Annotated in this window: 18 protein-coding genes; 9 read left to right on the top strand and 9 right to left on the bottom strand. The window is 54.8% G+C overall.

Features of this window, described 5'->3' with window-relative positions; translation table 11 throughout:
• Nucleotides 1-39 precede the first annotated feature (39 nt).
• Nucleotides 40-933, bottom strand: a complete 894-nt coding sequence (gene nadC / locus OGV83_RS21095) for a carboxylating nicotinate-nucleotide diphosphorylase (RefSeq protein WP_012134056.1) — start codon at nt 931-933, stop codon at nt 40-42.
• An 87-nt stretch (nt 934-1,020) separates the two neighbouring features.
• Here nadC and ampD point away from each other — a divergent pair, with 87 nt between their 5' ends.
• Together ampD and ampE are read left to right on the top strand one after the other, a co-directional pair.
• Nucleotides 1,021-1,584 (top strand): 1,6-anhydro-N-acetylmuramyl-L-alanine amidase AmpD, encoded by a 564-nt coding sequence (gene ampD / locus OGV83_RS21100; protein WP_012134055.1) that lies wholly within the window; start codon nt 1,021-1,023, stop codon nt 1,582-1,584.
• Nucleotides 1,581-2,435, top strand: a complete 855-nt coding sequence (ampE, locus tag OGV83_RS21105) for a beta-lactamase regulator AmpE (RefSeq protein ID WP_012134054.1) — start codon at nt 1,581-1,583, stop codon at nt 2,433-2,435. The genes ampD and ampE overlap by 4 nt, the downstream gene beginning before the upstream one ends.
• Before the next feature lie 89 nt (nt 2,436-2,524).
• Here ampE and OGV83_RS21110 read toward each other — a convergent pair whose 3' ends face one another.
• From OGV83_RS21110 to aroP, 3 genes are all read right to left on the bottom strand, one after another.
• The gene (locus OGV83_RS21110) at nt 2,525-3,475 is read right to left on the bottom strand and encodes a glycoside hydrolase family 43 protein (protein WP_214143620.1); all 951 of its coding nucleotides are present in this window, start codon (nt 3,473-3,475) and stop codon (nt 2,525-2,527) included.
• Nucleotides 3,475-4,881 (bottom strand): glycoside-pentoside-hexuronide (GPH):cation symporter, encoded by a 1,407-nt coding sequence (locus tag OGV83_RS21115; RefSeq protein ID WP_286464550.1) that lies wholly within the window; start codon nt 4,879-4,881, stop codon nt 3,475-3,477. The genes OGV83_RS21110 and OGV83_RS21115 overlap by 1 nt, the downstream gene beginning before the upstream one ends.
• Nucleotides 4,882-5,036: 155 nt before the next feature.
• On the bottom strand, nt 5,037-6,410 hold the full coding sequence (gene aroP, locus OGV83_RS21120; protein WP_012134051.1) for an aromatic amino acid transporter AroP: 1,374 nt from the start codon (nt 6,408-6,410) through the stop codon (nt 5,037-5,039).
• A 539-nt stretch (nt 6,411-6,949) separates the two neighbouring features.
• Here aroP and pdhR point away from each other — a divergent pair.
• The 4 genes from pdhR to lpdA all read left to right on the top strand — a co-directional run bounded on the left by pdhR (nt 6,950) and on the right by lpdA (nt 14,072).
• Nucleotides 6,950-7,714, top strand: coding sequence for a pyruvate dehydrogenase complex transcriptional repressor PdhR (gene pdhR / locus OGV83_RS21125; RefSeq protein WP_012134049.1), 765 nt, complete (start codon nt 6,950-6,952; stop codon nt 7,712-7,714).
• 163 nt (nt 7,715-7,877) lie between these two features.
• The gene (gene aceE / locus OGV83_RS21130) at nt 7,878-10,541 is read left to right on the top strand and encodes a pyruvate dehydrogenase (acetyl-transferring), homodimeric type (protein WP_012134048.1); all 2,664 of its coding nucleotides are present in this window, start codon (nt 7,878-7,880) and stop codon (nt 10,539-10,541) included.
• Nucleotides 10,542-10,555: 14 nt separating this feature from the next.
• Nucleotides 10,556-12,445 (top strand): pyruvate dehydrogenase complex dihydrolipoyllysine-residue acetyltransferase, encoded by a 1,890-nt coding sequence (gene aceF / locus OGV83_RS21135; RefSeq protein WP_047458895.1) that lies wholly within the window; start codon nt 10,556-10,558, stop codon nt 12,443-12,445.
• A gap of 202 nt (nt 12,446-12,647) precedes the next feature.
• Nucleotides 12,648-14,072, top strand: a complete 1,425-nt coding sequence (gene lpdA, locus OGV83_RS21140; protein ID WP_047463778.1) for a dihydrolipoyl dehydrogenase — start codon at nt 12,648-12,650, stop codon at nt 14,070-14,072.
• Between the two features lie 125 nt (nt 14,073-14,197).
• On the opposite strand, the gene OGV83_RS21145 is transcribed toward lpdA, so the two are convergent.
• On the bottom strand, nt 14,198-14,989 hold the full coding sequence (locus tag OGV83_RS21145; RefSeq protein ID WP_275055897.1) for a DUF2950 family protein: 792 nt from the start codon (nt 14,987-14,989) through the stop codon (nt 14,198-14,200).
• A gap of 12 nt (nt 14,990-15,001) precedes the next feature.
• Nucleotides 15,002-16,543, bottom strand: a complete 1,542-nt coding sequence (locus OGV83_RS21150) for a DUF3300 domain-containing protein (protein WP_286464551.1) — start codon at nt 16,541-16,543, stop codon at nt 15,002-15,004.
• Nucleotides 16,544-16,943: 400 nt separating this feature from the next.
• Here OGV83_RS21150 and acnB point away from each other — a divergent pair, with 400 nt between their 5' ends.
• The gene (gene acnB, locus OGV83_RS21155) at nt 16,944-19,541 is read left to right on the top strand and encodes a bifunctional aconitate hydratase 2/2-methylisocitrate dehydratase (RefSeq protein WP_047458888.1); all 2,598 of its coding nucleotides are present in this window, start codon (nt 16,944-16,946) and stop codon (nt 19,539-19,541) included.
• A gap of 176 nt (nt 19,542-19,717) precedes the next feature.
• Nucleotides 19,718-20,080: a protein YacL gene (yacL, locus tag OGV83_RS21160; RefSeq protein ID WP_012134038.1), complete on the top strand. Its 363-nt coding sequence runs from the start codon at nt 19,718-19,720 to the stop codon at nt 20,078-20,080.
• 33 nt (nt 20,081-20,113) lie between these two features.
• Here the strand turns inward: yacL and speD are convergent, their stop codons facing one another.
• From speD to OGV83_RS21175, 3 genes are all read right to left on the bottom strand, one after another.
• Nucleotides 20,114-20,908 carry an adenosylmethionine decarboxylase gene (gene speD / locus OGV83_RS21165; protein WP_012134037.1) on the bottom strand — a complete coding sequence of 265 codons (795 nt, stop codon included), beginning with the start codon at nt 20,906-20,908 and terminating at the stop codon, nt 20,114-20,116.
• 15 nt (nt 20,909-20,923) lie between these two features.
• On the bottom strand, nt 20,924-21,790 hold the full coding sequence (gene speE / locus OGV83_RS21170; protein ID WP_012134036.1) for a polyamine aminopropyltransferase: 867 nt from the start codon (nt 21,788-21,790) through the stop codon (nt 20,924-20,926).
• A gap of 118 nt (nt 21,791-21,908) precedes the next feature.
• A complete protein-coding gene (locus OGV83_RS21175; protein WP_012134034.1) occupies nt 21,909-22,256 on the bottom strand; it encodes a YacC family pilotin-like protein in 348 nt (115 codons plus the stop codon).
• A 167-nt stretch (nt 22,257-22,423) separates the two neighbouring features.
• Here OGV83_RS21175 and cueO point away from each other — a divergent pair, with 167 nt between their 5' ends.
• Nucleotides 22,424-23,974 carry a multicopper oxidase CueO gene (cueO, locus tag OGV83_RS21180; protein ID WP_286460381.1) on the top strand — a complete coding sequence of 517 codons (1,551 nt, stop codon included), beginning with the start codon at nt 22,424-22,426 and terminating at the stop codon, nt 23,972-23,974.
• Nucleotides 23,975-24,002 lie beyond the last annotated feature (28 nt).

The following is a 24,002-nucleotide window of genomic DNA, read 5'->3' on the forward strand; positions in this document are numbered from 1 at the left end:
CCCGATAAGCAAAGCGCCATCGGGCATGACAATTCGGCGTTAGCGAAAACGCATGGAGAGATCGAGCGCTCTCACATGTTTGGTCAGCGCGCCAACGGAGATAAAATCCACACCGGTTTCGGCAAATTCGCGCAGGGTTTCATCAGTGACATTGCCGGAAACTTCCAGCCGCGCCTGTCCGTTGGTGCGTTTCACCGCTTCACGCATCTGATCCGTTTCGAAGTTATCCAGCATGATGATGTCTGCGCCCGCTTTCAGCGCGTCGTCCAGCTCATCCAGATTCTCAACTTCAACTTCAACCGGCACATCAGGATGCAACCAGAAGGCTTTCTCGACCGCCTGGCGCACTGAGCCGGAAGCGATGATGTGGTTCTCTTTAATCAGAAAGGCGTCGGAAAGCCCCAGGCGGTGATTCGCGCCGCCGCCGCACAATACGGCGTATTTTAATGCGGTTCGCAGACCCGGCAGGGTTTTGCGGGTGTCCAGCAGTTGCGTTTTTGTCCCCGCCAGTAAATCAACGTATTTACGGACTTCGCTTGCGACGCCGGAAAGCGTCTGAACAAAGTTCAACGCGGTGCGCTCGCCGGTCAGCAGGATGCGAGACGGGCCGTCCAGTTCAAACAGCGGCTGGTTGGCTTTAATGCTGTCGCCGTCCTGTACGCGCCAGGTGATGCTGACATCATCGCCGGCCAGTTGAATAAAGACCTCTTCTACCCAACGTTTTCCGCAGAATACGCCATCTTCACGGGTAATCACCGTGGCGTGAGAACGGGTGTTCTCCGGTAAAAGCTGCGCGGTAATATCGTTATTTGCGTCAACTTCTCCGCCTAAATCTTCACGCAGCGCCTGGGCGACAGCGGTGGGGATATCCAGATTTATGCGTTCCAACAGCGCGTCACGTCGGTAGTCGGGGTTGTAGCGGCGAGGCGGCATGATAAAACTCCAAATTGGTAACGAATCATAAGGTAGAAACATGCTACTCTGAACCGGATAACTGCACCATATAAAAGGAGGTTCTGTATGCTGTTAGACAAGGGCTGGCTGGCGGAGGCGCGACGCGTCCCCTCTCCCCATTTTGACTGCCGCCCGGATGACGAAACCCCTTCTTTGCTGGTGGTGCACAATATCAGCCTGCCGCCAGGCGAGTTTGGCGGTCCGTGGATTGATGCGCTATTCACCGGAACACTCGATCCCGCTGCCCATCCTTTTTTTGCCGAGATTGCCCATTTGCGCGTTTCGGCACATTGTCTGATTCGCCGTGATGGCGAAATTGTGCAGTATGTCCCTTTCGATAAGCGTGCCTGGCATGCGGGCGTGTCGAACTATCAGGGGCGTGAGCGCTGTAATGATTTTTCCATTGGTATCGAGCTGGAGGGAACGGACACGCTGGCTTATACCGATGCGCAGTATCAGCAACTGGCCGCCGTGACGCGCACGCTGATTGCGCTTTACCCGGCGATAGCCGACAACATGACCGGACACTGCAATATTGCGCCTGAGCGTAAAACCGATCCCGGTCCGTCTTTCGACTGGGCGAAGTTTCGCGCGCTGGTCACCGCCTCGTCACACAAGGAGATGACATGACGCTGTTTACGACATTACTGGTGCTGATTGTTGAGCGCCTGTTCAAGCTGGGTGAGCACTGGCACCTCGACCACCGACTGGAGGTCCTGTTCCGCCGGACGACGCATTTTTCGATGGTGCGTACGCTGGGGATGACGATTGTTGCGATGGCGGTGACGTTCCTGCTGCTGCGTGCGCTGGAAGGTTTACTGTTTAACGCTCCCACGCTGGTGGTCTGGATACTGATTGGTGTGTTGTGTATTGGCGCAGGGAAGGTTCGTCTGCATTATCACGCGTACCTGAACGCGGCTTCCCGTAATGATGCCCATGCCCGTGAAGCGATGGCTAACGAACTGACGCTGATCCACGGCGTGCCGCCAGACTGCAATGAACGGGAGTTTTTGCGCGAGCTGCAAAATGCGCTGCTCTGGATAAATTTCCGCTTCTATCTGGCGCCGCTGTTCTGGTTTATTGTCGGCGGCCCGTGGGGGCCGGTGACGCTGGTCGGCTATGCGTTTCTGCGCGCCTGGCAGTCCTGGCTGGCGCGTTATCAAACGCCGCATCAACGTTTGCAGTCCGGCATCGACGCGATTCTTCATGTTCTGGACTGGATTCCGGTGCGTCTGGCTGGCGTGGTTTATGCGCTGCTGGGGCATGGCGAGAAGGCGCTGCCCGCCTGGTTTGTTTCGCTGGCGGATCTGCGCACGTCTCAGTACCAGGTGTTGACGCGTCTGGCACAGTTTTCACTGGCCCGCGAGCCGCACACGGATAAGGTCGAAACGCCGAAAGCCGCTGTCTCAATGGCGAAGAAAACGTCTCTGGCGGTGGTGGTGGCGATCGCATTTCTGACCATTTACGGAGCGCTGGTGTAATGTCGTTTCGCCGGATGGCGTTGTGCTTATCCGGCCTACGTTTGCACGGACTGTAGGCCCGGCAAGCGCAGCGCCGCCGGGCAACGTGCTCAGACTGTATCCGCAGGCGGGATGCCAAAATCTGGCATCCCGTTTTCGTCCCAGCGAATCAGCTTCAGGCGGGTATGACGGTTCGGATCGTACAGCGGATCGCCTTCAATCTCCGTATAATTTCGCGCATGGTAGACCAGTACATCATCGCCTTCCGGCGTTTGGGTAAAGCTGTTGTGCCCTGGCCCATACTGGCGGTTTTCATTGCTGGTGGTAAAGACCGGACGCGGTGATTTGTGCCAGTTTGCCGGATTTTGCGGATCGGCATGTATATCAATCCACAGCAGACCCATACAGTAGTTTTCGTCGGTGGCGCTGGCGGAATAGCTGATAAACAGCTTATCGTCGTGCGTTATAACCGCAGGCCCTTCATTGACGCGAAAACCCCGACACTCCCAGTCATATTCCGGCTTGCTGAGCATCACCGGCGCGCCTTTGATCGTCCACGGATTTTCCAGCCCGGCAAGATAGATATTGGAGTTTCCGGCGATATCCGGCGCTTTCTGCGCCCACAAATACCACTGTTTTCCCTGATGGCTAAAAGTCGTGGCATCCAGCGCGAAGGTATCAAATGGTGTTTTGATCTGACCTTTTTCTTCCCAGACGCCGCTGAGTGGGTCGGCATCTGTACACTCCAGGACAAACATGCGGTGCTGGAACATTCCCAGTTTGTCGAGCGCCTGGGTATGCGCGGCGGCGAAATAGATGTACCACTTGCCGTCGATGCGGTGAATCTCTGGCGCCCAGATAAGCTCGCACATCGGGCCGCTTTCAGGTTTACGCCAGACAACGACAGGGGAGGCGGTGCGTAAGTTTTCCAACGAGTTTGCCCGACGGATCTCCAGTCGGTCATACTCCGGCACCGAGGCGATAAAGTAATAATGGTTGCCGTCGCGAAGAATAAACGGATCGGCGCGTTGTTCAATAAACGGGTTGGGCCAGTTTTGCATCAGGCTTTCCTTACTGTTTCAGCGACGTTAAATTGCGGGTCATCGTTGAGCTCGCGGTAGCTGGCGCGGCGTTTTTCCAGGTCCTTCTGAATCTGTTTCATCAGTTCGCGATCCACTTTCAGCAGGCGAACCACGCCGGCGGTGATCAGATAGCCGACGCCGGGGATCACCGTGAAGAGCAGAACAATACCGCCGATTGCCGTATCGCTCTGCGCTTTGGCGCCAGCGTCGTAGCCATACCAGGATAACAGGAAACCGACCATTGCTCCGGCAATCGCCAGGCCCAGTTTCAGGAAGAACAGGTTGCCGGAAAAGCTGATGCCGGTGATGCGCTTGCCGGTTTTCCATTCGCCGTAGTCATCGACGTCTGCCATCAGCGACCAGTGCAGCGGGGAAGGGATCTGATGCAGGATGTTAAGCAGGAAGTAGAGCACCACGATAAGCGTAGTGGCTTTTGGATCGAAGAAGTAAAAGGCGCAGGAGAACAGCGCCAGCGCGATATTGGTCCAGAAGAAGACCTTCAGTTTGCACCAGCGGTCGGTCAGCACTTTCGCCAGCATACTGCCGATCATCATTCCCACCACGCCAAGGCTAATGAAAAGGGTGGCGAAGTGAGTGCTTTGCCCCATTACCCAGGTCACGTAATACATGGTTGCCGCCATGCGGATAAACCCCGGACAGACGTTGCACAATGTCAGCAGCAGGATGCGCACCCATTGATCGTTTTTCCATACGTCTTTGAAATCGTTCTTCATGTCATCATGGGTAGGAACGGCAGGATGAATGCGCTCACGAACGGTGGCGAAGCAGAACAGGAACATGCACATGCCGATAATCGCCAGTACGGTCATCGCCATCTGGTAGCCTTTGGCTTTATTGTCGCCGCCAAACCACTCCACCATCGGCAGCAGCGTTAATGACAACAGCAGAGTGGCAATCCCGACCAGCACAAAGCGGTATGACTGGCAGGCCACGCGCTCTTGCGGATCGTTGGTGATGACGCCGCCTAATGAGCAGTAGGGAATATTGATGGCGGTGTAGGTAATCGACAGCAGGAAATAGGTGACAAACGCATAGATAACCTTGCTGTTATATGTCCATTCCGGGGTGGTGAACATCAGGATGCTGAACAGCGCATAAGGGAAGGCAATCCACAGCAGCCAGGGACGAAATCGCCCGTATTTGCTTTGGGTACGATCGGCGATTGCGCCCATAATCGGGTCGGTAACGGCATCAATCACGCGAACGGAGAGGAGTAATACGCCGACCAGAGCGGGAGCCAGCCCAAAAATATCTGTATAAAAATAGTTAACAAACAGCATTATGGCGCCAAAGATGATGTTGCATCCGGCGTCACCCATGCCATAGCCGATTTTTTCTTTTATCGACAGCTTACCCTTTTCCATTGAAACGTCTCCCATCAGATGATGTAGAGAATTATTCTGCGCAAGCGAAGTAATTGCGTTGCAGGATAACGCCGCTGATATGGATAAAATGGCTATACAGAGGAAAATGTGAGGCAGGTTGCAACCCTCACTCTTGCGAGTGAGGGCTGTGGGGATTAATGCGCTTTAACGGTTTTTGCGGTTTTCTGTTTACACAGATAGCCTACGCCCAGAATGACAATCCACACCGGAATCAGGTAGACCGAGATGGCCATGCCTGGCGTCATCAGCATAATGACCAGCACCGCCGCCATAAACAGCAGGCAGACCCAGTTACCCAGCGGGTAGAACAGCGCCGGGAAGCGAGTTTTCACTCCCTGCTGCTGTTTGGCGCGACGGAACTTTATGTGCGCGAGGCTGATCATTGCCCAGTTGATCACCAGAGCAGAGACCACTAGCGCCATCAGCAAGCCGAATGCCGAGTCCGGCGCCATATAGTTAATCAGCACGCAGAGCGCGGTAACCAGTGCGGAAACCAGAATGGTGTTCACCGGTACGCCGCGTTTATCCACGCTTAAAAACACTTTCGGCGCGTTGCCCTGCTGAGCCAGGCCGAACAGCATACGGCTGTTGCAGTATACGCAGCTGTTATAGACGGACAGCGCCGCGGTCAGTACCACGATATTCAGCGCGTTGGCTACGAGGGTATCACCCAGTTCGTGGAAGATCAGGACGAACGGGCTGGTATCAGCCGTTACGCGCGTCCACGGCAGCAGAGAAAGCAGCACCGCCAGCGAACCAATATAGAAAATCAAAATACGGTAGATAACCTGGTTCGTCGCTTTCGGAATGCTTTGTTCCGGGTTGTCCGCTTCCGCCGCCGTGATCCCGACCAGCTCCAGTCCACCGAAGGAAAACATGATAATCGCCATCATCATGACCAGCCCGGTGAAACCATGCGGCAGAAAGCCGCCCTGTTCCCACAGGTTACGCACGGTCGCCTGCGGGCCGCCGTTGCCGCTAAACAGCAGCCAGCCGCCGAAGAGGATCATCGCCACCACTGCGATAACTTTAATGATGGCAAACCAGAACTCCATCTCACCAAACACTTTCACGTTGGTCAGGTTGATGGCGTTGATGAGCACAAAGAAGGCCGCAGCGGAGACCCAGGTGGGGATTTCAGGCCACCAGAACTGAATGTATTTCCCGACCGCCGTCAGTTCCGCCATCGCAACCAGCACATACAGCACCCAATAGTTCCAGCCGGAAGCGAAGCCTGCAAATCCGCCCCAGTATTTATAGGCGAAGTGGCTGAACGAACCGGCAACCGGCTCTTCAACCACCATTTCACCTAACTGACGCATGATCAGAAAAGCGATAAAGCCCGCGATGGCATAACCCAGAATAATCCCTGGCCCTGCTGACTGGATAACGGATGCGCTGCCCAGAAACAGCCCGGTACCGATTGCGCCCCCCAGGGCGATTAGCTGGATATGGCGGTTTTTAAGACCGCGCTTTAGCTGCTCGCCATGCTGTTGACCTTCCATCATGAAACCTCGTGTGTGGTTATTTTTGAACTACGCAGTGACGCGTGTGTAAGTTTGCAATTCCATTTGTTGTATTAATATGTTTACGCTGATGAAATCTTAATTGTTACCGAAAGTCTTTCGTCGGCTAAAGAATAATGGTATGCGGGCGTTAATGCACCTGCTTTATGAAGGGACGATGACGAGTTGAATAAAAAGAAACCATTTGTAAATACCACCTCTCCCACCTCAAACTTTAGCTGATAAATATTTATTCATTATTTGTGAATATAAAAGCATTAAATAAGCGGTTGAATCGGTTCAGATAAAATTTTTCCTCGTTTCAATTACGTTAAATCTACTCCCAGGGGAGTAAATTTAACATTTGTGCATAGTTACATCTTTGAAACGTTATTTCTGTAATCTTGTTAAAATGTGCGTGGTTTACTGATTTCAATCAAAACCTGTATGGACAGAAGGTGAATACTTTGTTACTTTAGCGTCACGAACGTGAAATTGGTAAGACCAATTGACTCCGGGCAAATGGCTTAAGACAGGAAATCATGGCCTACAGCAAAATCCGCCAACCAAAACTATCCGATGTGATTGAGCAGCAGCTGGAGTTTTTAATTCTTGAGGGGACTTTGCGCCCCGGCGAAAAACTCCCACCGGAACGTGAACTGGCTAAACAGTTCGACGTCTCCCGCCCCTCTTTACGCGAGGCGATCCAACGTCTCGAAGCGAAGGGTTTGCTGCTTCGTCGCCAGGGCGGCGGAACTTTTGTGCAGAGCAGTCTGTGGCAGAGCTTTAGCGACCCACTGGTAGAACTGCTCTCCGATCATCCTGAATCCCAATTTGACCTGCTTGAGACGCGCCATGCGCTGGAAGGCATTGCCGCTTATTACGCGGCATTGCGTAGCACGGATGAAGACAAAACCCGCATTCGTGAACTCCATCATGCTATCGAGCTTGCTCAACAGTCCGGCGATCTGGATGCCGAATCCGACGCGGTTCTCCAGTATCAAATCGCTGTCACCGAAGCGGCGCACAATGTGGTGCTGCTCCATCTGCTAAGGTGTATGGAGCCGATGCTGGCGCAAAACGTTCGTCAGAACTTTGAATTGCTGTATGCGCGCCGGGAGATGCTTCCGCTGGTGAGCAGTCATCGCACCCGTATTTTTGAAGCGATCATCGCCGGTAACCCGATCGATGCGCGTGAAGCGTCGCATCGTCACCTGGCGTTTATCGAAGAGATTCTCCTGGACAGAAGCCGTGAGGAAAGCCGTCGTGAACGCGCCTTACGCCGTCTGGAGCAACGAAAGAATTAATGATTTTTCTGGCAGAACGTTAACCAGAAGATGTTGTAAATCAAGCGCAAATTATAGCGCGCGGCAACTAAACGCAGAACCTGTCTTATTGCGCTTTCTGGCGAAAGCTCAATGGGACAGGTTCCAGACAAATCAACGTATTAGATAGATAAGGAATACCCCCATGTCAGAACGTTTCCCAAATGACGTGGATCCGATCGAAACTCGCGACTGGCTACAGGCGATCGAATCGGTCATCCGTGAAGAAGGTGTTGAGCGTGCTCAGTATCTGATTGACCAGCTTCTTTCTGAAGCCCGCAAAGGCGGCGTGAAAGTAGCGGCAGGTGCAGGGGCTAGCAACTATGTAAACACTATTGCCGTTGAAGATGAACCGGAATACCCGGGCAATCTGGAACTGGAGCGTCGTATCCGTTCAGCTATCCGCTGGAACGCCATCATGACCGTACTGCGTGCGTCTAAAAAAGACCTCGAACTGGGTGGCCACATGGCTTCCTTCCAGTCTTCCGCAACCGTTTATGATGTTTGCTTCAACCACTTCTTCCGCGCACGCAATGAGCAGGATGGCGGCGACCTGGTATACTTCCAGGGCCACATCTCCCCGGGCGTGTATGCACGCGCATTCCTGGAAGGCCGTCTGACTGAAGAGCAGATGGACAACTTCCGTCAGGAAGTTCATGGCAAAGGCCTCTCTTCCTACCCGCACCCGAAACTGATGCCGGAATTCTGGCAGTTCCCGACCGTATCTATGGGGCTGGGCCCAATCGGCGCGATCTACCAGGCTAAATTCCTGAAATATCTGGAACACCGTGGTCTGAAAGACACGTCCAAACAGACCGTTTACGCTTTCCTGGGCGACGGCGAGATGGACGAGCCGGAATCCAAAGGGGCTATCACCATCGCCACCCGTGAGAAACTGGACAACCTGGTCTTCATCATCAACTGTAACCTGCAACGTCTGGACGGCCCGGTAACTGGTAACGGCAAGATCGTTAACGAACTGGAAGGCATCTTTGACGGCGCTGGCTGGAACGTGATCAAAGTGATGTGGGGCGGTCGTTGGGATGAGCTGCTGCGTAAAGACACCAGCGGTAAACTGATCCAGCTGATGAACGAAACCGTTGACGGCGACTACCAGACCTTCAAATCCAAAGATGGCGCTTACGTACGTGAGCACTTCTTCGGTAAATATCCAGAAACCGCAGCCCTGGTTGCTGACTGGACTGATGAGCAGATCTGGGCACTGAACCGTGGTGGTCACGATCCGAAGAAAGTCTACGCTGCACTGAAAAAAGCGCAGGAAACCAAAGGCAAAGCAACAGTAATCCTGGCCCATACCATCAAAGGTTATGGCATGGGTGACACTGCCGAAGGTAAAAACATCGCGCACCAGGTTAAGAAAATGAACATGGACGGCGTTCGTTACGTCCGCGATCGTTTCAACGTGCCGGTATCCGATGCTGACATCGAAAAACTGCCGTACATTACCTTCCCGGAAGGTTCTGAAGAGCACACTTATCTGCACGCACAGCGTCAGAAACTGCACGGCTACCTGCCGAGCCGCCAGCCGAACTTCACTGAGAAGCTGGAACTGCCGACCCTGGAAGACTTCGGCGCGCTGCTGGAAGAGCAGAACAAAGAGATCTCCACCACTATCGCTTTCGTTCGTGCCCTGAACGTGATGCTGAAAAACAAGTCGATCAAAGATCGTCTGGTTCCGATCATCGCTGACGAAGCGCGTACTTTCGGTATGGAAGGTCTGTTCCGTCAGATCGGTATTTACAGCCCGAACGGCCAGCAGTACACCCCGCAGGACCGTGAGCAGGTTGCTTACTACAAAGAAGACGAGAAAGGTCAGATTTTGCAGGAAGGCATCAACGAGCTGGGCGCAGGTTCTTCCTGGCTGGCCGCTGCGACCTCTTACAGCACCAACAACCTGCCGATGATCCCGTTCTACATCTACTACTCCATGTTCGGGTTCCAGCGTATCGGCGACCTGTGCTGGGCAGCAGGTGACCAACAGGCGCGCGGCTTCCTGATCGGTGGTACTTCCGGTCGTACGACGCTGAACGGCGAAGGTTTGCAGCACGAAGATGGCCACAGCCACATTCAGTCTCTGACTATCCCGAACTGTATCTCTTACGATCCGTCTTACGCGTACGAAGTTGCGGTCATCATGCACGATGGTCTGGAGCGTATGTACGGTGAGAAACAAGAGAACGTTTACTACTACATCACCACGCTGAACGAAAACTACCACATGCCAGCCATGCCGGAAGGTGCTGAGGAAGGTATCCGTAAAGGTATCTACAAACTCGAAACCCTCGAAGGTAAGAAAGGTAAAGTTCAGCTGCTGGGCTCCGGTTCTATCCTGCGTCACGTTCGCGAAGCAGCAGAGATCCTGGCGAAAGACTACGGCGTAGGTTCTGACGTTTACAGCGTCACCTCCTTCACTGAACTGGCGCGTGATGGCCAGGATTGTGAGCGCTGGAACATGCTGCACCCGCTGGAAACTCCACGCGTTCCGTACATTGCTCAGGTAATGAACGACGCGCCGGCAGTGGCATCGACTGACTATATGAAACTGTTCGCCGAGCAGGTTCGTACTTATGTACCGGCTGATGATTACCGCGTACTGGGTACTGACGGTTTCGGCCGCTCTGACAGCCGTGAGAACCTGCGTCACCACTTCGAAGTGGATGCATCTTATGTGGTTGTTGCGGCTCTGGGCGAGCTGGCTAAACGTGGCGAAATCGATAAGAAAGTGGTAGCGGAAGCCATCACCAAATTCAACATCGATGCAGATAAAGTTAACCCGCGTCTGGCGTAAGAGGTAAAAGAATAATGGCTATCGAAATCAACGTACCGGACATCGGGGCTGATGAAGTTGAAATCACCGAGATCCTGGTCAAAGTGGGCGACAAAGTTGAAGCTGAACAGTCGCTGATCACCGTAGAAGGCGACAAGGCCTCTATGGAAGTTCCATCGCCGCAGGCGGGCGTCGTTAAAGAGATTAAAGTCTCTGTTGGCGACAAAACCGCGACGGGCGCACTTATCATGATTTTCGATTCCGCCGACGGTGCAGCTGACGCTGCGCCTGCTCCGGCAGAAGAGAAGAAAGAAGCCGCTCCGGCAGCCGCTCCTGCTGCTGCGGCAGCGAAAGACGTACACGTACCGGATATCGGCGGCGACGAAGTTGAAGTCACCGAGATCCTGGTGAAAGTGGGCGACACCGTTGCGGCTGAGCAGTCGCTGATCACCGTAGAAGGCGACAAAGCTTCTATGGAAGTGCCGGCACCGTTCGCGGGTACGGTTAAAGAGATCAAAGTCAACGCTGGCGATAAAGTGTCTACCGGCTCTCTGATCATGGTCTTCGAAGTGGCGGGCGCTGCGCCTGCTGCTGCGCCTGCTCAGGCGGCAGCACCAGCAGCGGCGGCTCCGGCAGCAGCGGCTGGCGCGAAAGACGTTAACGTACCGGACATCGGCGGCGACGAAGTTGAAGTCACCGAAGTGATGGTTAAAGTCGGCGATAAAGTGGAAGCTGAACAGTCGCTGATCACCGTAGAAGGCGACAAAGCCTCTATGGAAGTGCCGGCACCGTTCGCGGGCGTGGTTAAAGAGCTGAAAGTTAACGTTGGCGACAAAGTGTCTACCGGCTCTCTGATTATGGTCTTCGAAGTGGAAGGCGCTGCCCCTGCCGCGGCTCCGGCTGCTGCTCCGGCACCTGCCGCTGCACCTGCTCAGGCCGCTAAACCGGCCGCTGCGCCTGCGGCAAAAGCGGAAGGCAAATCTGAGTTTGCTGAAAATGACGCTTACGTTCACGCGACCCCGCTGATTCGCCGCCTGGCGCGCGAGTTCGGCGTTAACCTGGCGAAAGTGAAGGGTACTGGCCGTAAAGGTCGTATCCTGCGCGAAGACGTTCAGGCTTACGTGAAAGACGCTATCAAGCGCGCTGAATCCGCGCCAGCGGGCGCAACCGGCGGTTCTCTGCCAGGTCTGCTGCCGTGGCCGAAAGTGGACTTCAGCAAGTTTGGTGAAGTGGAAGAAGTTGAACTGGGCCGCATCCAGAAAATCTCTGGTGCTAACCTGAGCCGTAACTGGGTGATGATCCCGCACGTTACGCACTTCGACAAAACGGATATCACCGATCTGGAAGCGTTCCGTAAGCAGCAGAATGCGGAAGCTGAAAAACGTAAGCTGGACGTGAAATTCACGCCAGTGGTCTTCATCATGAAAGCCGTTGCCGCTGCTCTGGAACAGATGCCGCGCTTCAACAGCTCTCTGTCTGAAGACGGTCAGCGCCTGACGTTGAAGAAGTACATCAACATTGGTGTTGCGGTTGACACGCCGAACGGTCTGGTTGTTCCGGTGTTCAAAGATGTGAACAAGAAGAGCATTACTGAGCTGTCCCGTGAACTGACGACCATCTCTAAGAAAGCGCGTGATGGTAAGCTGACCGCTGGCGAAATGCAGGGCGGTTGCTTCACTATCTCCAGCATCGGCGGCCTGGGCACCACCCACTTCGCGCCGATTGTGAACGCGCCGGAAGTGGCTATCCTCGGCGTTTCTAAGTCCGCAATGGAACCGGTGTGGAATGGTAAAGAGTTTACTCCGCGTCTGATGATGCCGATTTCTCTCTCCTTCGACCACCGCGTGATTGACGGTGCTGATGGTGCTCGCTTTATCACCATCATCAACAACACGCTGTCTGACATTCGCCGTCTGGTGATGTAAGCAAGCAAAAAAGTCGGCCTGACGGCCGGCTTTTTTCTGGTAATCTCATGAAGTGAGTGAGGTTATCGTGCGAAAGACAAATCGGTTGCCGTTTGTTGTTTCAAAATTGTTAACAATTTTGTAAAATACGGGCGGATAGAACGACCCGGTGGATGATGGGCGACAAGACCAGGGATCGCCGGGAATAAATTAAGAGGTCATGATGAGTACTGAAATCAAAACTCAGGTCGTGGTACTTGGGGCAGGCCCGGCAGGTTACTCTGCTGCCTTCCGTTGCGCTGATTTAGGTCTGGAAACCGTAATCGTAGAACGTTACAACACCCTCGGCGGTGTTTGTCTGAACGTCGGCTGTATCCCTTCTAAAGCTCTTCTGCACGTAGCAAAAGTTATCGAAGAAGCCAAAGCACTGGCTGAACACGGTATCGTTTTTGGCGAGCCGAAAACCGATATCGACAAAATTCGTACCTGGAAAGAGAAAGTTATCACTCAGCTGACCGGCGGTCTGGCTGGCATGGCGAAAGGCCGTAAAGTGAAAGTGGTAAACGGTCTGGGTAAATTCACCGGGGCCAACACCCTGGAAGTGGAAGGCGAGAACGGCAAAACCGTGATCAACTTCGACAACGCGATTATTGCAGCAGGTTCCCGTCCGATCCAACTGCCGTTTATTCCGCACGAAGATCCGCGCGTCTGGGACTCCACCGACGCACTGGAACTGAAATCCGTACCGAAACGTCTGCTGGTTATGGGCGGCGGTATCATTGGTCTGGAAATGGGTACGGTGTACCATGCGCTGGGTTCAGAGATCGACGTGGTTGAAATGTTCGACCAGGTTATCCCGGCGGCTGACAAAGACATCGTTAAAGTCTTCACCAAACGCATCGGCAAGAAATTCAACCTGATGCTGGAAACCAAAGTGACTGCCGTTGAAGCGAAAGAAGACGGTATTTACGTTTCCATGGAAGGCAAAAAAGCACCAGCAGAAGCACAGCGTTACGATGCGGTGCTGGTGGCTATCGGCCGTGTGCCGAACGGTAAAAACCTCGATGCTGGCAAGGCTGGCGTAGAAGTTGACGACCGTGGCTTCATCCGCGTAGACAAACAGCTGCGCACTAACGTACCGCACATCTTTGCTATCGGCGATATCGTCGGTCAGCCGATGCTGGCGCACAAAGGTGTTCACGAAGGTCACGTTGCCGCTGAAGTTATCGCCGGTAAGAAACACTACTTCGATCCGAAAGTTATTCCGTCCATCGCCTACACTGAGCCAGAAGTTGCATGGGTAGGTCTGACGGAGAAAGAAGCGAAAGAGAAAGGCATCAGCTACGAAACCGCCACCTTCCCGTGGGCTGCATCTGGCCGTGCTATCGCTTCTGACTGCGCAGACGGTATGACCAAGCTGATTTTCGACAAAGAGTCTCACCGTGTTATCGGTGGTGCGATTGTCGGCACCAACGGCGGCGAGCTGCTGGGCGAAATCGGTCTGGCGATCGAGATGGGCTGTGATGCTGAAGACATCGCGCTGACTATCCACGCTCACCCGACTCTGCACGAGTCCGTTGGCCTGGCAGCCGAAGTGTTCGAAGGCAGCATCACCGACCTGCCGAACCCGAAAGCGAAGAAGAAATAATCTTCTGAGTGGATAAAGAAAAAGCGGCTTAGCGGCCGCTTTTTTATTGGGTCAAATCCTGCCCCGGGTTTTGCCGGATGGCGGCATCAACGCCTTATCCGGCCTGTAATCTTTGATAACCGCTTTTACTCAACGGTCTGCCAGTGGGCATCGGCATTGAATTTATTGATTTTCGCGACGTTCTTCTCCGTCTCTCTTCCCAGGTTCGCCTGATACACCTTATCGTCCTGATTCACCATAAAGCTCATGACGCCCGTCTTCCCCCAAATTACCGGCCAGGCCAGCAGGGCGAAACCGTCCTTTTCGCTATCGGGAATAATGCGGAAATGGTAGCCGTGATAACCCTCACCGGGTGCCGAAGGACTGAATGCCGGGCCTAACGGGCTGGGCATCTCGCCGGGTTGTGCCGGCCAGTACAGTCCATCCTGCTGACCTTTGCTACTGATGAGTTTTGTCGCGAACCTCTGTTTGCGTTGCCAGTAATCGTATTGGGCATCCACATAGGCGCGCATCGCTTCTATCGCCGACAGTTCATTGCGGCCGATGGCGCGGGTGAGGATCTCGTCCTGTGCGGCCGCCATATCAAAATGCCAGCCATCAGCATCTTTCATCATCGGTACAGGCAGTTGCCACTCGTCGCGCCCGACGTTCAGGTGCGCGGTATCGCCTTGCTGCACGATACGGTGGCTGATTTTCCAGTCGCGGTTAAAGCGAGCAACGGCTTCGGGGTCGGCGCCTTCCTGCGGCAGAAACTGTCGCCAGTTATCGCCCAATAGCGCCGTCAACTGCGCCTCGTTTTGCGTGGCGACTGCGGTCGCGAACGCCGTTGCCGCGTCGTCAGGCGAAGGGAAGCGTTGTTGCGCGTAGCTCAACAATGGCAGCGACAGCAGCAGGGTGCTTAACAGGATTTTTTTCATCATCGACTCCGGTTAACGACGGCGAAATTCATGGCGCTCGGAAAGGTGTTCACGCGCAGCGGCACGCTGTTCAGTATTGAGATTGCCGACGTGACGACTCTGCTGGCCGCGCTGCTGCTGAGATTGCCAGGAGGGCGAACGGCTGTCGTTACCGCTGAACACATTGGCATGGTTCTGCCGGAAGGTCTGACGCTGCTGCGGCGTGGCGGATGCGACGCGCTGGTGAACGCTCTCCCGTTGCTGCTGTGACAGTGAATGTGACTGAGCTGACTCCCTGCGAACGCTGTCTTGCCGGGTGTCGTAGCCGCGATAGTTATTCCGCTGGGCAATCTGGTTTAGCTGCTGCGAGGCCGCTTTGCGCTGAGCATCGCGGGACGTCGCGCCAGGTGGTTGGGTTCGCGTGGCGGGAGACGCGTGGCTATGCTGCTGGAATTGCGCCATCGCCGCCTGACGCTGGCCGTCGCGGGAGGCTGGCGTCTGTTGAGTAGCGCTTAACCCGCCGCTGACATCGGTTTGATGAAAACGTTGGGACACCGCGTTGTTCTGATAGGGCACGCCGTTGCGATACGCCGGGTTGTGCTGCCAGGCCATTGTCTGCCCTTTGAGATTTTGCCCGGTAATGTGATTGAAGTTATTCACATTGATATTGATGTTATCCCCGTTGTGCTGGTAGCCATTGCCGCCGTGATGGTCGTTATCATCGTGGTGGTGATGGTCATCGTCGTGGTGATGATGATCGTCGTCCCAGTCGATGCTGCTGAACAACGCGTAGGTGGTGGCAACGCCGAGGCTATAACCAAAGCCTTTCACGAAACTGTCGGCGAATTGCTGTCCGGGAGGCGGCGGCAGATACACGGGCGGGTAAGCGGTGTTCGGCCAGGCGCCGTAAACGGTCGCGGGATTATAGTTGGGAACATAGACGACCTGTGGATCGGCGGGCTCAATTTTGATCACCGTCGGCGTCGTGCTCTGTACGTTAGCGGCGGCGCTCTGCTTCGGCGTGCTGCTGACCGTTTGCTGCGGCGTGGATTTCAGCGAGCCGGTTTGCTGCGCCAGTAAACGCAGCCGTTGCACCGCGTCCATGACGTCCTGCGGCTGGGCCAGAAAAGCGTCGCCAAGGTTTTGCACCCACGTTGGGTTTTCGCCCATCAGCGCCATCAACTGGGGAAACGCCACCAGTGATTTCACGCTCGGGTCCCAGGGCTGACCGGAGACGGCCTGTATCGCCGCGTCGCCTTGCAGGGTTGGGTTGTCATGCGACCACTGCACCGCCTGAACCACGTTCGCCGGATAGGTGGCGGCCATCAGCACCTGAGAAAGCAGTGAGTCAGGGTAGAGCGCTATCGGGGCGACCCATTGATCGATTTGCGCTGCGGTAAACGCGGCTTTTGTTTCAGGTTCCGCGGCGGCGGTCGGCTGCGGCTGCACGGCAACGGGCGCGGGTTGAAGCGGGGCTTCGGGCGTGCGGCTTTTTACATACAACACACCCGAAGCGGCAAATAACCCTGCGCTGCATACCAGCGCAATTACATGGGGCTTAAAGGGCAACGTCATTTTATCTCTCCCGATTCCTGAAGAATCGTCATGGTCATTATGCCTGCCGCCAGCGGGTGCGGTGTTGCGTGAGTATAGGGCGGCGGGAGTTTAATTTTTGACTAATATTGGGATCGCTACCGTCAGGTGATGATTAGCGTTCGAAATAATGTGAGCAAACGTTACAGGGGAAAATGTCTCTTTCCTGAAAAGGCGAAGGGCAATAGACCATGCGTAACGATTCAGCCACTTTTTTATGTTGCTTTTTTGTAAACAGATTAACACCCCACTAAAATCCTGCTATTCTGCCCGTTGCGGTATCGGGCATTTACCCTACAAACTGCTGTCTCACAGGAGCGTGAAGAGAATCGCCCATATACAAAAGCGCCGCACTATGACAATGAGAGCGAGGAGAACCGTCGTGCTAGAAGAATACCGTAAGCACGTAGCTGAGCGTGCCGCCCTTGGGATTGTGCCCAAACCCTTAGATGCAACCCAAATGGCCGCACTTGTCGAGCTGCTGAAGACCCCGCCTGTGGGCGAAGAAGAATTCCTGTTAGACCTGTTAATCAACCGCGTTCCCCCTGGCGTCGATGAAGCCGCCTATGTAAAAGCGGGCTTTCTCGCTGCCGTCGCGAAAGGCGACACCACCTCCCCGCTGGTTACTCCAGAAAAAGCCATTGAACTGCTGGGCACCATGCAGGGTGGTTACAACATTCATCCGCTGATTGACGCGCTGGACGATGCCAAACTGGCGCCGATTGCCGCCAAAGCGCTGTCTCATACTCTGCTGATGTTCGACAACTTCTACGATGTAGAAGAAAAAGCCAAAGCGGGCAACGAATATGCGAAGCAGGTGATGCAGTCCTGGGCCGATGCCGAATGGTTCCTGAACCGTCCTGCTCTGGCTGAAAAAATCACCGTTACCGTCTTTAAAGTGACCGGTGAAACCAACACCGACGACCTCTCTCCGGCGCCAGATGCCTGGTCTCGCCCGGACATTCCGCTGCACGCGCTGGCGATGCTGAAAAACGCCCGTGAAGGCATTGAGCCGGATCAGCCTGGCGTGGTGGGGCCGATCAAACAGATCGAAGCGTTGCAGCAAAAAGGCTATCCGTTAGCCTACGTGGGCGACGTTGTCGGCACCGGTTCTTCGCGTAAATCCGCTACCAACTCCGTGTTGTGGTTCATGGGCGATGACATCCCGAATGTGCCGAACAAACGCGGCGGCGGTCTGTGTCTTGGCGGCAAAATTGCGCCTATCTTCTTTAACACGATGGAAGATGCGGGCGCGCTGCCCATTGAAGTGGACGTGAATAACCTGAACATGGGCGATGTGATTGACGTTTACCCGTACAAAGGTGAAGTCCGCCATCACGAAACCGGCGAACTGCTGGCGAGCTTTGAACTGAAAACCGACGTGCTGATCGACGAAGTGCGCGCGGGCGGTCGTATTCCGTTGATCATCGGTCGCGGCCTGACCACCAAAGCGCGTGAAGCGCTGGGTCTGCCGCACAGCGATGTGTTCCGTCAGGCGAAAGACGTGGCGGAAAGCGCTCGCGGCTACTCGCTGGCGCAGAAGATGGTGGGCCGCGCCTGCGGCGTTGCCGGTATCCGTCCGGGCGCTTACTGCGAACCGAAAATGACCTCCGTAGGCTCTCAGGATACCACTGGCCCAATGACCCGTGACGAACTGAAAGACCTGGCGTGCCTGGGCTTCTCGTCTGACCTGGTGATGCAGTCTTTCTGCCATACTGCGGCGTATCCGAAGCCGGTTGACGTAACTACGCACCACACGCTGCCGGATTTCATCATGAACCGTGGCGGCGTCTCTCTGCGTCCGGGCGATGGCGTAATCCACTCCTGGCTGAACCGTATGCTGCTGCCGGATACCGTTGGTACCGGCGGCGACTCCCATACCCGTTTCCCGATTGGCATCTCCTTCCCGGCGGGTTCTGGCCTGGTGGCATTTGCGGCGGCGACCGGCGTCATGCCGCTGGATATGCCGGAATCAGTGCTGGTGCGCTTCAAAGGCAAAATGCAGCCGGGTATCACCCTGCGCGATCTGGTACACGCGATCCCGCTGTACGCGATCAAACAGGGTCTGCTGACCGTTGAGAAGAAAGGTAAGAAAAACATCTTCTCTGGCCGCATTCTGGAAATCGAAGGGTTGCCGGACCTGAAAGTGGAACAGGCGTTTGAGCTGACCGATGCCTCTGCGGAGCGTTCTGCGGCAGGCTGTACCATTAAGCTCAACAAAGAGCCGATCATCGAGTACCTGAACTCCAACATCGTTCTGCTGAAGTGGATGATCGCGGAAGGTTACGGCGATCGCCGCACCCTGGAGCGCCGTATTCAGGGCATGGAAAAATGGCTGGCGGACCCGCAGTTGCTGGAAGCGGACGCGGATGCCGATTATGCGGCGGTGATCGAGATCGATCTGGCTGATATCAAAGAGCCGATCCTCTGCGCGCCGAACGATCCTGACGATGCGCGTCTGCTGTCTGATGTGCAGGGCGAGAAGATTGACGAAGTCTTTATCGGTTCCTGTATGACCAACATCGGTCACTTCCGTGCGGCAGGTAAACTGCTGGATGCGCACAAAGGCCAGCTGCCGACCCGCCTGTGGGTGGCGCCGCCAACCCGTATGGATGCCGCGCAGTTGACCGAAGAGGGCTACTATAGCGTCTTTGGTAAGAGCGGCGCGCGGATTGAAATTCCAGGCTGTTCACTGTGCATGGGGAACCAGGCGCGTGTGGCTGACGGGGCGACGGTTGTTTCTACCTCAACCCGTAACTTCCCGAACCGTCTGGGAACCGGGGCGAACGTCTATCTGGCTTCTGCGGAACTGGCGGCGGTTGCGGCGCTGATCGGCAAACTGCCGACGCCGGAAGAGTACCAGACCTACGTTGCGCAGGTGGATAAAACCGCCGTGGATACCTACCGTTATCTGAACTTCGATCAGCTTTCCCAGTACACCGAGAAAGCCGACGGCGTGATTTTCCAGACCGCGGTGTAACGGCTCCGACCTGTTCTGCGTAAAAACGCATCAATGCCCGGTGAACCTTGCGTCACCGGGCATTTTTATTTCTATTCCTTCCGCCCGTTCCGCTTTTTTTCTTCCGTTGTGCTGCGATAATTACAGCATGGGCGCAATGCGGTAATGGCGCATTGCCGGGAGCAGAGGAACACATTATGGATTACGAATTTCTGCGCGATATTACCGGAGTGGTAAAAGTGCGAATGTCCATGGGCCACGAGGTGGTGGGGCACTGGTTTAACGAAGAAGTGAAAGAGAACCTGGCCTTGCTTGATGAAGTGGAACAAGCGGCGCGTGCGCTAAAGGGCAGTGAGCGTTCCTGGCAACGGGCGGGACATGAATATACGCTCTGGATGGATGGCGAAGAGGTGATGGTTCGCGCTAATCAACTGGAGTTTACCGGCGACGAAATGGAAGAGGGGATGAACTACTACGACGAAGAGAGCTTATCGCTCTGCGGCGTGGAGGACTTTCTTCAGGTTGTTGCGGCTTACCGTCATTTCATTCAACAACGCTAAATACGGTGGAGCCTCCGTGCTCCGCCGTTACGCTTATACCGCAGGGATATTGCGGCCGTAGTAAATCTCGCGCATCTCTTTCCACAGCGCAGCGGTAATCTCTTTGCGCTCGGTTTCCGTCAGATCTTCCGGTTTAGTGTGGAACATGTAGTGCTTAAGATCGAACTCTTTAAGCAGCATCTTGGTATGGAAGATATTTTCCTGATACACGTTCACATCCACCATGTCATACAGCGACTTCATGTCGTCGGACATAAAGTTCTGAATGGAATTAATCTCATGATCGATAAAGTGTTTCATGCCGTTGACGTCGCGGGTAAACCCACGCACGCGGTAGTCGATGGTGACGATATCGGACTCTAACTGGTGGATCAGGTAATTCAGCGCCTTCAGCGGGGAAATCACGCCGCAGGTCGAAACTTCAATGTCGGCGCGGAAGGTGCACAATCCGCCTTCCGGGTGGCTTTCCGGGTAGGTATGCACGCAGATATGGCTCTTATCCAGATGGGCGACGACGGCCTCGGGCAGCGGGCCGGGATGCTCTGTTTTGTCGATAAGCTGCGGGTCGACCGGCTCTTCGCTTACCAGAATAGTGACGCTGGCGCCCTGGGGTTCATAATCCTGGCGGGCGATATTCAGGATATTCGCGCCGATGATGGAGCACGTCTCTGACAGAATTTCCGTCAGGCGATTGGCGTTATAGAGTTCATCGATATAGGCAATGTAACCATCGCGCTCTTCTGCGGTTTTGGCGTAGCAGATATCGTAAATACAAAAACTCAGACTTTTGGTCAGATTATTAAAGCCATGCAGTTTCAGTTTTTTCAATTTCTTATCTTCTCCTTAGGACGACGGTGTTGCGAGCGCGTCTTGCAAATACTGAGGTAAGGCAAAAGCTGCCGTGTGAACAGACGGATTGTAGTAACGGCATTTCAGGCCGGAGGTATGGAAACGCGCCTGAATAATCTCGGTCGACAGGTGGCGCAGCGCGTCATTGTCCGTCGCCCACGCGAAGGTCATAATGCCGCCGTAGTAGGTCGGAATGGCTGCCTGGTAGAAGCTGACATCGCCAAAGTAATGGCTGAGCTTGCGGTGGCTGTCAATGGCTTCATCCTGTTGCAGGAAGCAGACGCCGTTCTGTGCGACAAAGATCCCGCCAGGATTCAGACAGCGCTTGCAACCTTCATAGAAGGTTGAGGTGAACAGACTCTCGCCGGGGCCGATCGGATCGGTACAGTCGGAGATGATCACATCAAAGGTCTGGCTGGTCTGATTCACGAAGTTAACGCCATCGTCGATCACCAGATTAAAACGCGGATCGTCATAGCTGCCTGCGTTGTGATTCGGCAGATACTGACGGCAGAAAGAGACCACGCCTGCGTCGATCTCCACCATCGTGATGGTTTCGACATTTTTATGCCGTGTCACTTCACGCAGCATTGCGCCGTCGCCGCCGCCGATGATCAGCACATGTTTCGCGTGGCCGTGCGCCAGCAGCGGAACGTGGGTCATCATCTCGTGATAGATAAACTCATCGCGCTCGGTGGTTTGCACCACGCCGTCCAGCGCCATTACGCGGCCAAACGCGGCGTTCTCGAAAATAATCAGATCCTGGTGATCGGTTTTCTCGTGATACAGCACGTTGTCCACGGCAAAGTACTGACCAAACTGGTCGTGTAGCGTTTCATGCCACTTCGTATTTTCGGCCATTGGCTGATACCTCCATTGTTAACACCCGTAAAAAATGGGCGCAACATAATAGCTAACAATGACCGATGATGCACGGTCATTATTTCAGCAATAAGGTATCCGTTGGGTATAACGCGAGTTATTTTACGTAGGCCAGCAAACTCAGGGAATCGCGCGCCAGCGCTTTGCATTTTTTGGCGACGGGAATACCGATGCCGCTCAGATCGCGGTAGCTGTCTTCACCGAGGGATTTCATGTCGAAGGAGTCGTAATTGCTGAGGTCCCACTGGTTTTGCTGGGCAAAAAAGACCAGTGCGCGACGAATCTGACCGTTCGGGAGATTCTGGTAGCCGCAGTCATTTTTCAGAAAGACGAACACCGCCGTTAAATCTGCCATATCTTCGGCTTCGGATTCACTGAGCGCATAGCTGTTTGCGCATACGGCCATCAGGCTGCCGAACAACACTGTTCTGAAAAACGTCTTCATTGCTTCTACCACTGCATCACGGAAATTAAACGTTAGCACACTGCGGGCGAGGCGACGACATTTATTATTGTATCCGACGGGCGTCTGTGACTTGACCTTCCCGTAAGGGGAGGGTCTATGCTCAAAGGTCAGACTGCGTCCCGCCGGTTGAAAATAAGGAAGTGATTATGCAACGTCGTGATTTCTTAAAATATTCTGTGGCGCTTGGGGTCGCATCGGCACTGCCGTTGTGGAGCCGCGCCGTGTTTGCTGCGGAACGTCCCGCGTTACCCATTCCCGATCTTTTAACCGCCGACGCACGCAATCACATTTCGCTGATTGTCAAAGCCGGACAGTCGACCTTCGCGGGTAAAACGGCAACGACCTGGGGTTACAACGGCACGCTACTCGGGCCGGCGCTTAAGCTGCGCAAAGGTCAGCGTATTACCGTGGATATTCATAACCAGCTTGCCGAGGAGACGACGCTGCACTGGCATGGGCTGGAAGTTCCCGGCGAGGTGGACGGCGGCCCGCAGGGGGTGATTGCGGCGGGCGGCAAGCGCTCCGTCACCTTCACGCCTGAACAGCGTGCGGCAACCTGCTGGTTCCACCCTCATCAGCATGGGAAAACCGGTCGTCAGGTGGCGATGGGACTGGCGGGCCTGGTACTGATTGAAGATGAAGACATTGGCAAACTGCTCCTGCCGAAACAGTGGGGGATAGACGATGTGCCGGTGATTATTCAGGACAAACAGTTTTCCCCTGACGGACAAATCAATTATCAGCTGGATATGATGACCGCCGCCGTCGGGTGGTTTGGCGACACGCTGCTGACCAACGGGGCGATTTATCCGCAACATGCTGCGCCAAAAGGCTGGCTGCGTCTGCGCCTGCTGAATGGCTGCAACGCGCGTTCACTGAACATCGCCACCAGCGACAACCGCCCGCTGTATGTTATCGCCAGCGATGGCGGCCTGCTGGCGGAGCCGGTGAAGGTAAACGCACTGCCCATGTTAATGGGGGAGCGTTTCGAAGTGCTTATCGACATCAGCGACGGCAAAGCGTTTGAGTTGATGACGCTGCCCGTCAGCCAGATGGGGATGACGATCGCGCCGTTTGATAAACCGCACCCGGTTATGCATATTCAGCCGCTGGCGGTCACGGCCTCCGGCACTTTGCCGGATACGCTGACCACGATGCCTGCATTGCCTTCTCTTGATGGCCTGACGCAGCGAAAACTGCAACTGTCGATGGACCCGATGCTCGACATGATGGGTATGCAGATGCTGATGCAAAAGTATGGCGATCGGGCGATGGCGGGAATGGATCATGGGCAGATGATGGGGCATATGAATCACGGTAGTGGTGGGCATATGAACCACGGCGGGAAGTTCGATTTCCACAATGCCAATAAGATCAACGGCCAGGCGTTTGATATGACGACACCGATGTTTGCCGCCGCCAAAGAGCAGTATGAGCGCTGGGTTATTTCCGGCGAAGGCGACATGATGCTGCATCCGTTCCATATTCATGGTACGCAGTTCCGCATCCTGTCGGAAAACGGCAGCGCTCCGGCGGCGCATCGCGCAGGCTGGAAGGATACGGTGCGGGTTGAAGGCGGGATCAGCGAGGTGCTGGTGAAGTTTGATCACGAGGCATCGCAAGAACATGCTTACATGGCGCACTGCCATCTGCTGGAGCATGAAGATACAGGCATGATGCTTGGCTTTACGGTATAAACATGCCGGATGGCGCTGGCGCTTATCC

Source organism: Citrobacter sp. CK189, from assembly GCF_030333505.1.
GTDB lineage: Bacteria > Pseudomonadota > Gammaproteobacteria > Enterobacterales > Enterobacteriaceae > Citrobacter_B > Citrobacter_B koseri.

What these genes read in the sequence shown, in the direction of transcription:
- nadC (WP_012134056.1), bottom strand. Translation starts at nt 933, where the DNA reads ATGCCGCCTCGCCGCTACAACCCCGACTACCGACGTGACGCGCTGTTG.
- ampD (WP_012134055.1), top strand. Translation starts at nt 1,021, where the DNA reads ATGCTGTTAGACAAGGGCTGGCTGGCGGAGGCGCGACGCGTCCCCTCT.
- ampE (WP_012134054.1), top strand. Translation starts at nt 1,581, where the DNA reads ATGACGCTGTTTACGACATTACTGGTGCTGATTGTTGAGCGCCTGTTC.
- OGV83_RS21110 (WP_214143620.1), bottom strand. Translation starts at nt 3,475, where the DNA reads ATGCAAAACTGGCCCAACCCGTTTATTGAACAACGCGCCGATCCGTTT.
- OGV83_RS21115 (WP_286464550.1), bottom strand. Translation starts at nt 4,881, where the DNA reads ATGGAAAAGGGTAAGCTGTCGATAAAAGAAAAAATCGGCTATGGCATG.
- aroP (WP_012134051.1), bottom strand. Translation starts at nt 6,410, where the DNA reads ATGATGGAAGGTCAACAGCATGGCGAGCAGCTAAAGCGCGGTCTTAAA.
- pdhR (WP_012134049.1), top strand. Translation starts at nt 6,950, where the DNA reads ATGGCCTACAGCAAAATCCGCCAACCAAAACTATCCGATGTGATTGAG.
- aceE (WP_012134048.1), top strand. Translation starts at nt 7,878, where the DNA reads ATGTCAGAACGTTTCCCAAATGACGTGGATCCGATCGAAACTCGCGAC.
- aceF (WP_047458895.1), top strand. Translation starts at nt 10,556, where the DNA reads ATGGCTATCGAAATCAACGTACCGGACATCGGGGCTGATGAAGTTGAA.
- lpdA (WP_047463778.1), top strand. Translation starts at nt 12,648, where the DNA reads ATGAGTACTGAAATCAAAACTCAGGTCGTGGTACTTGGGGCAGGCCCG.
- OGV83_RS21145 (WP_275055897.1), bottom strand. Translation starts at nt 14,989, where the DNA reads ATGAAAAAAATCCTGTTAAGCACCCTGCTGCTGTCGCTGCCATTGTTG.
- OGV83_RS21150 (WP_286464551.1), bottom strand. Translation starts at nt 16,543, where the DNA reads ATGACGTTGCCCTTTAAGCCCCATGTAATTGCGCTGGTATGCAGCGCA.
- yacL (WP_012134038.1), top strand. Translation starts at nt 19,718, where the DNA reads ATGGATTACGAATTTCTGCGCGATATTACCGGAGTGGTAAAAGTGCGA.
- speE (WP_012134036.1), bottom strand. Translation starts at nt 21,790, where the DNA reads ATGGCCGAAAATACGAAGTGGCATGAAACGCTACACGACCAGTTTGGT.
- OGV83_RS21175 (WP_012134034.1), bottom strand. Translation starts at nt 22,256, where the DNA reads ATGAAGACGTTTTTCAGAACAGTGTTGTTCGGCAGCCTGATGGCCGTA.
- cueO (WP_286460381.1), top strand. Translation starts at nt 22,424, where the DNA reads ATGCAACGTCGTGATTTCTTAAAATATTCTGTGGCGCTTGGGGTCGCA.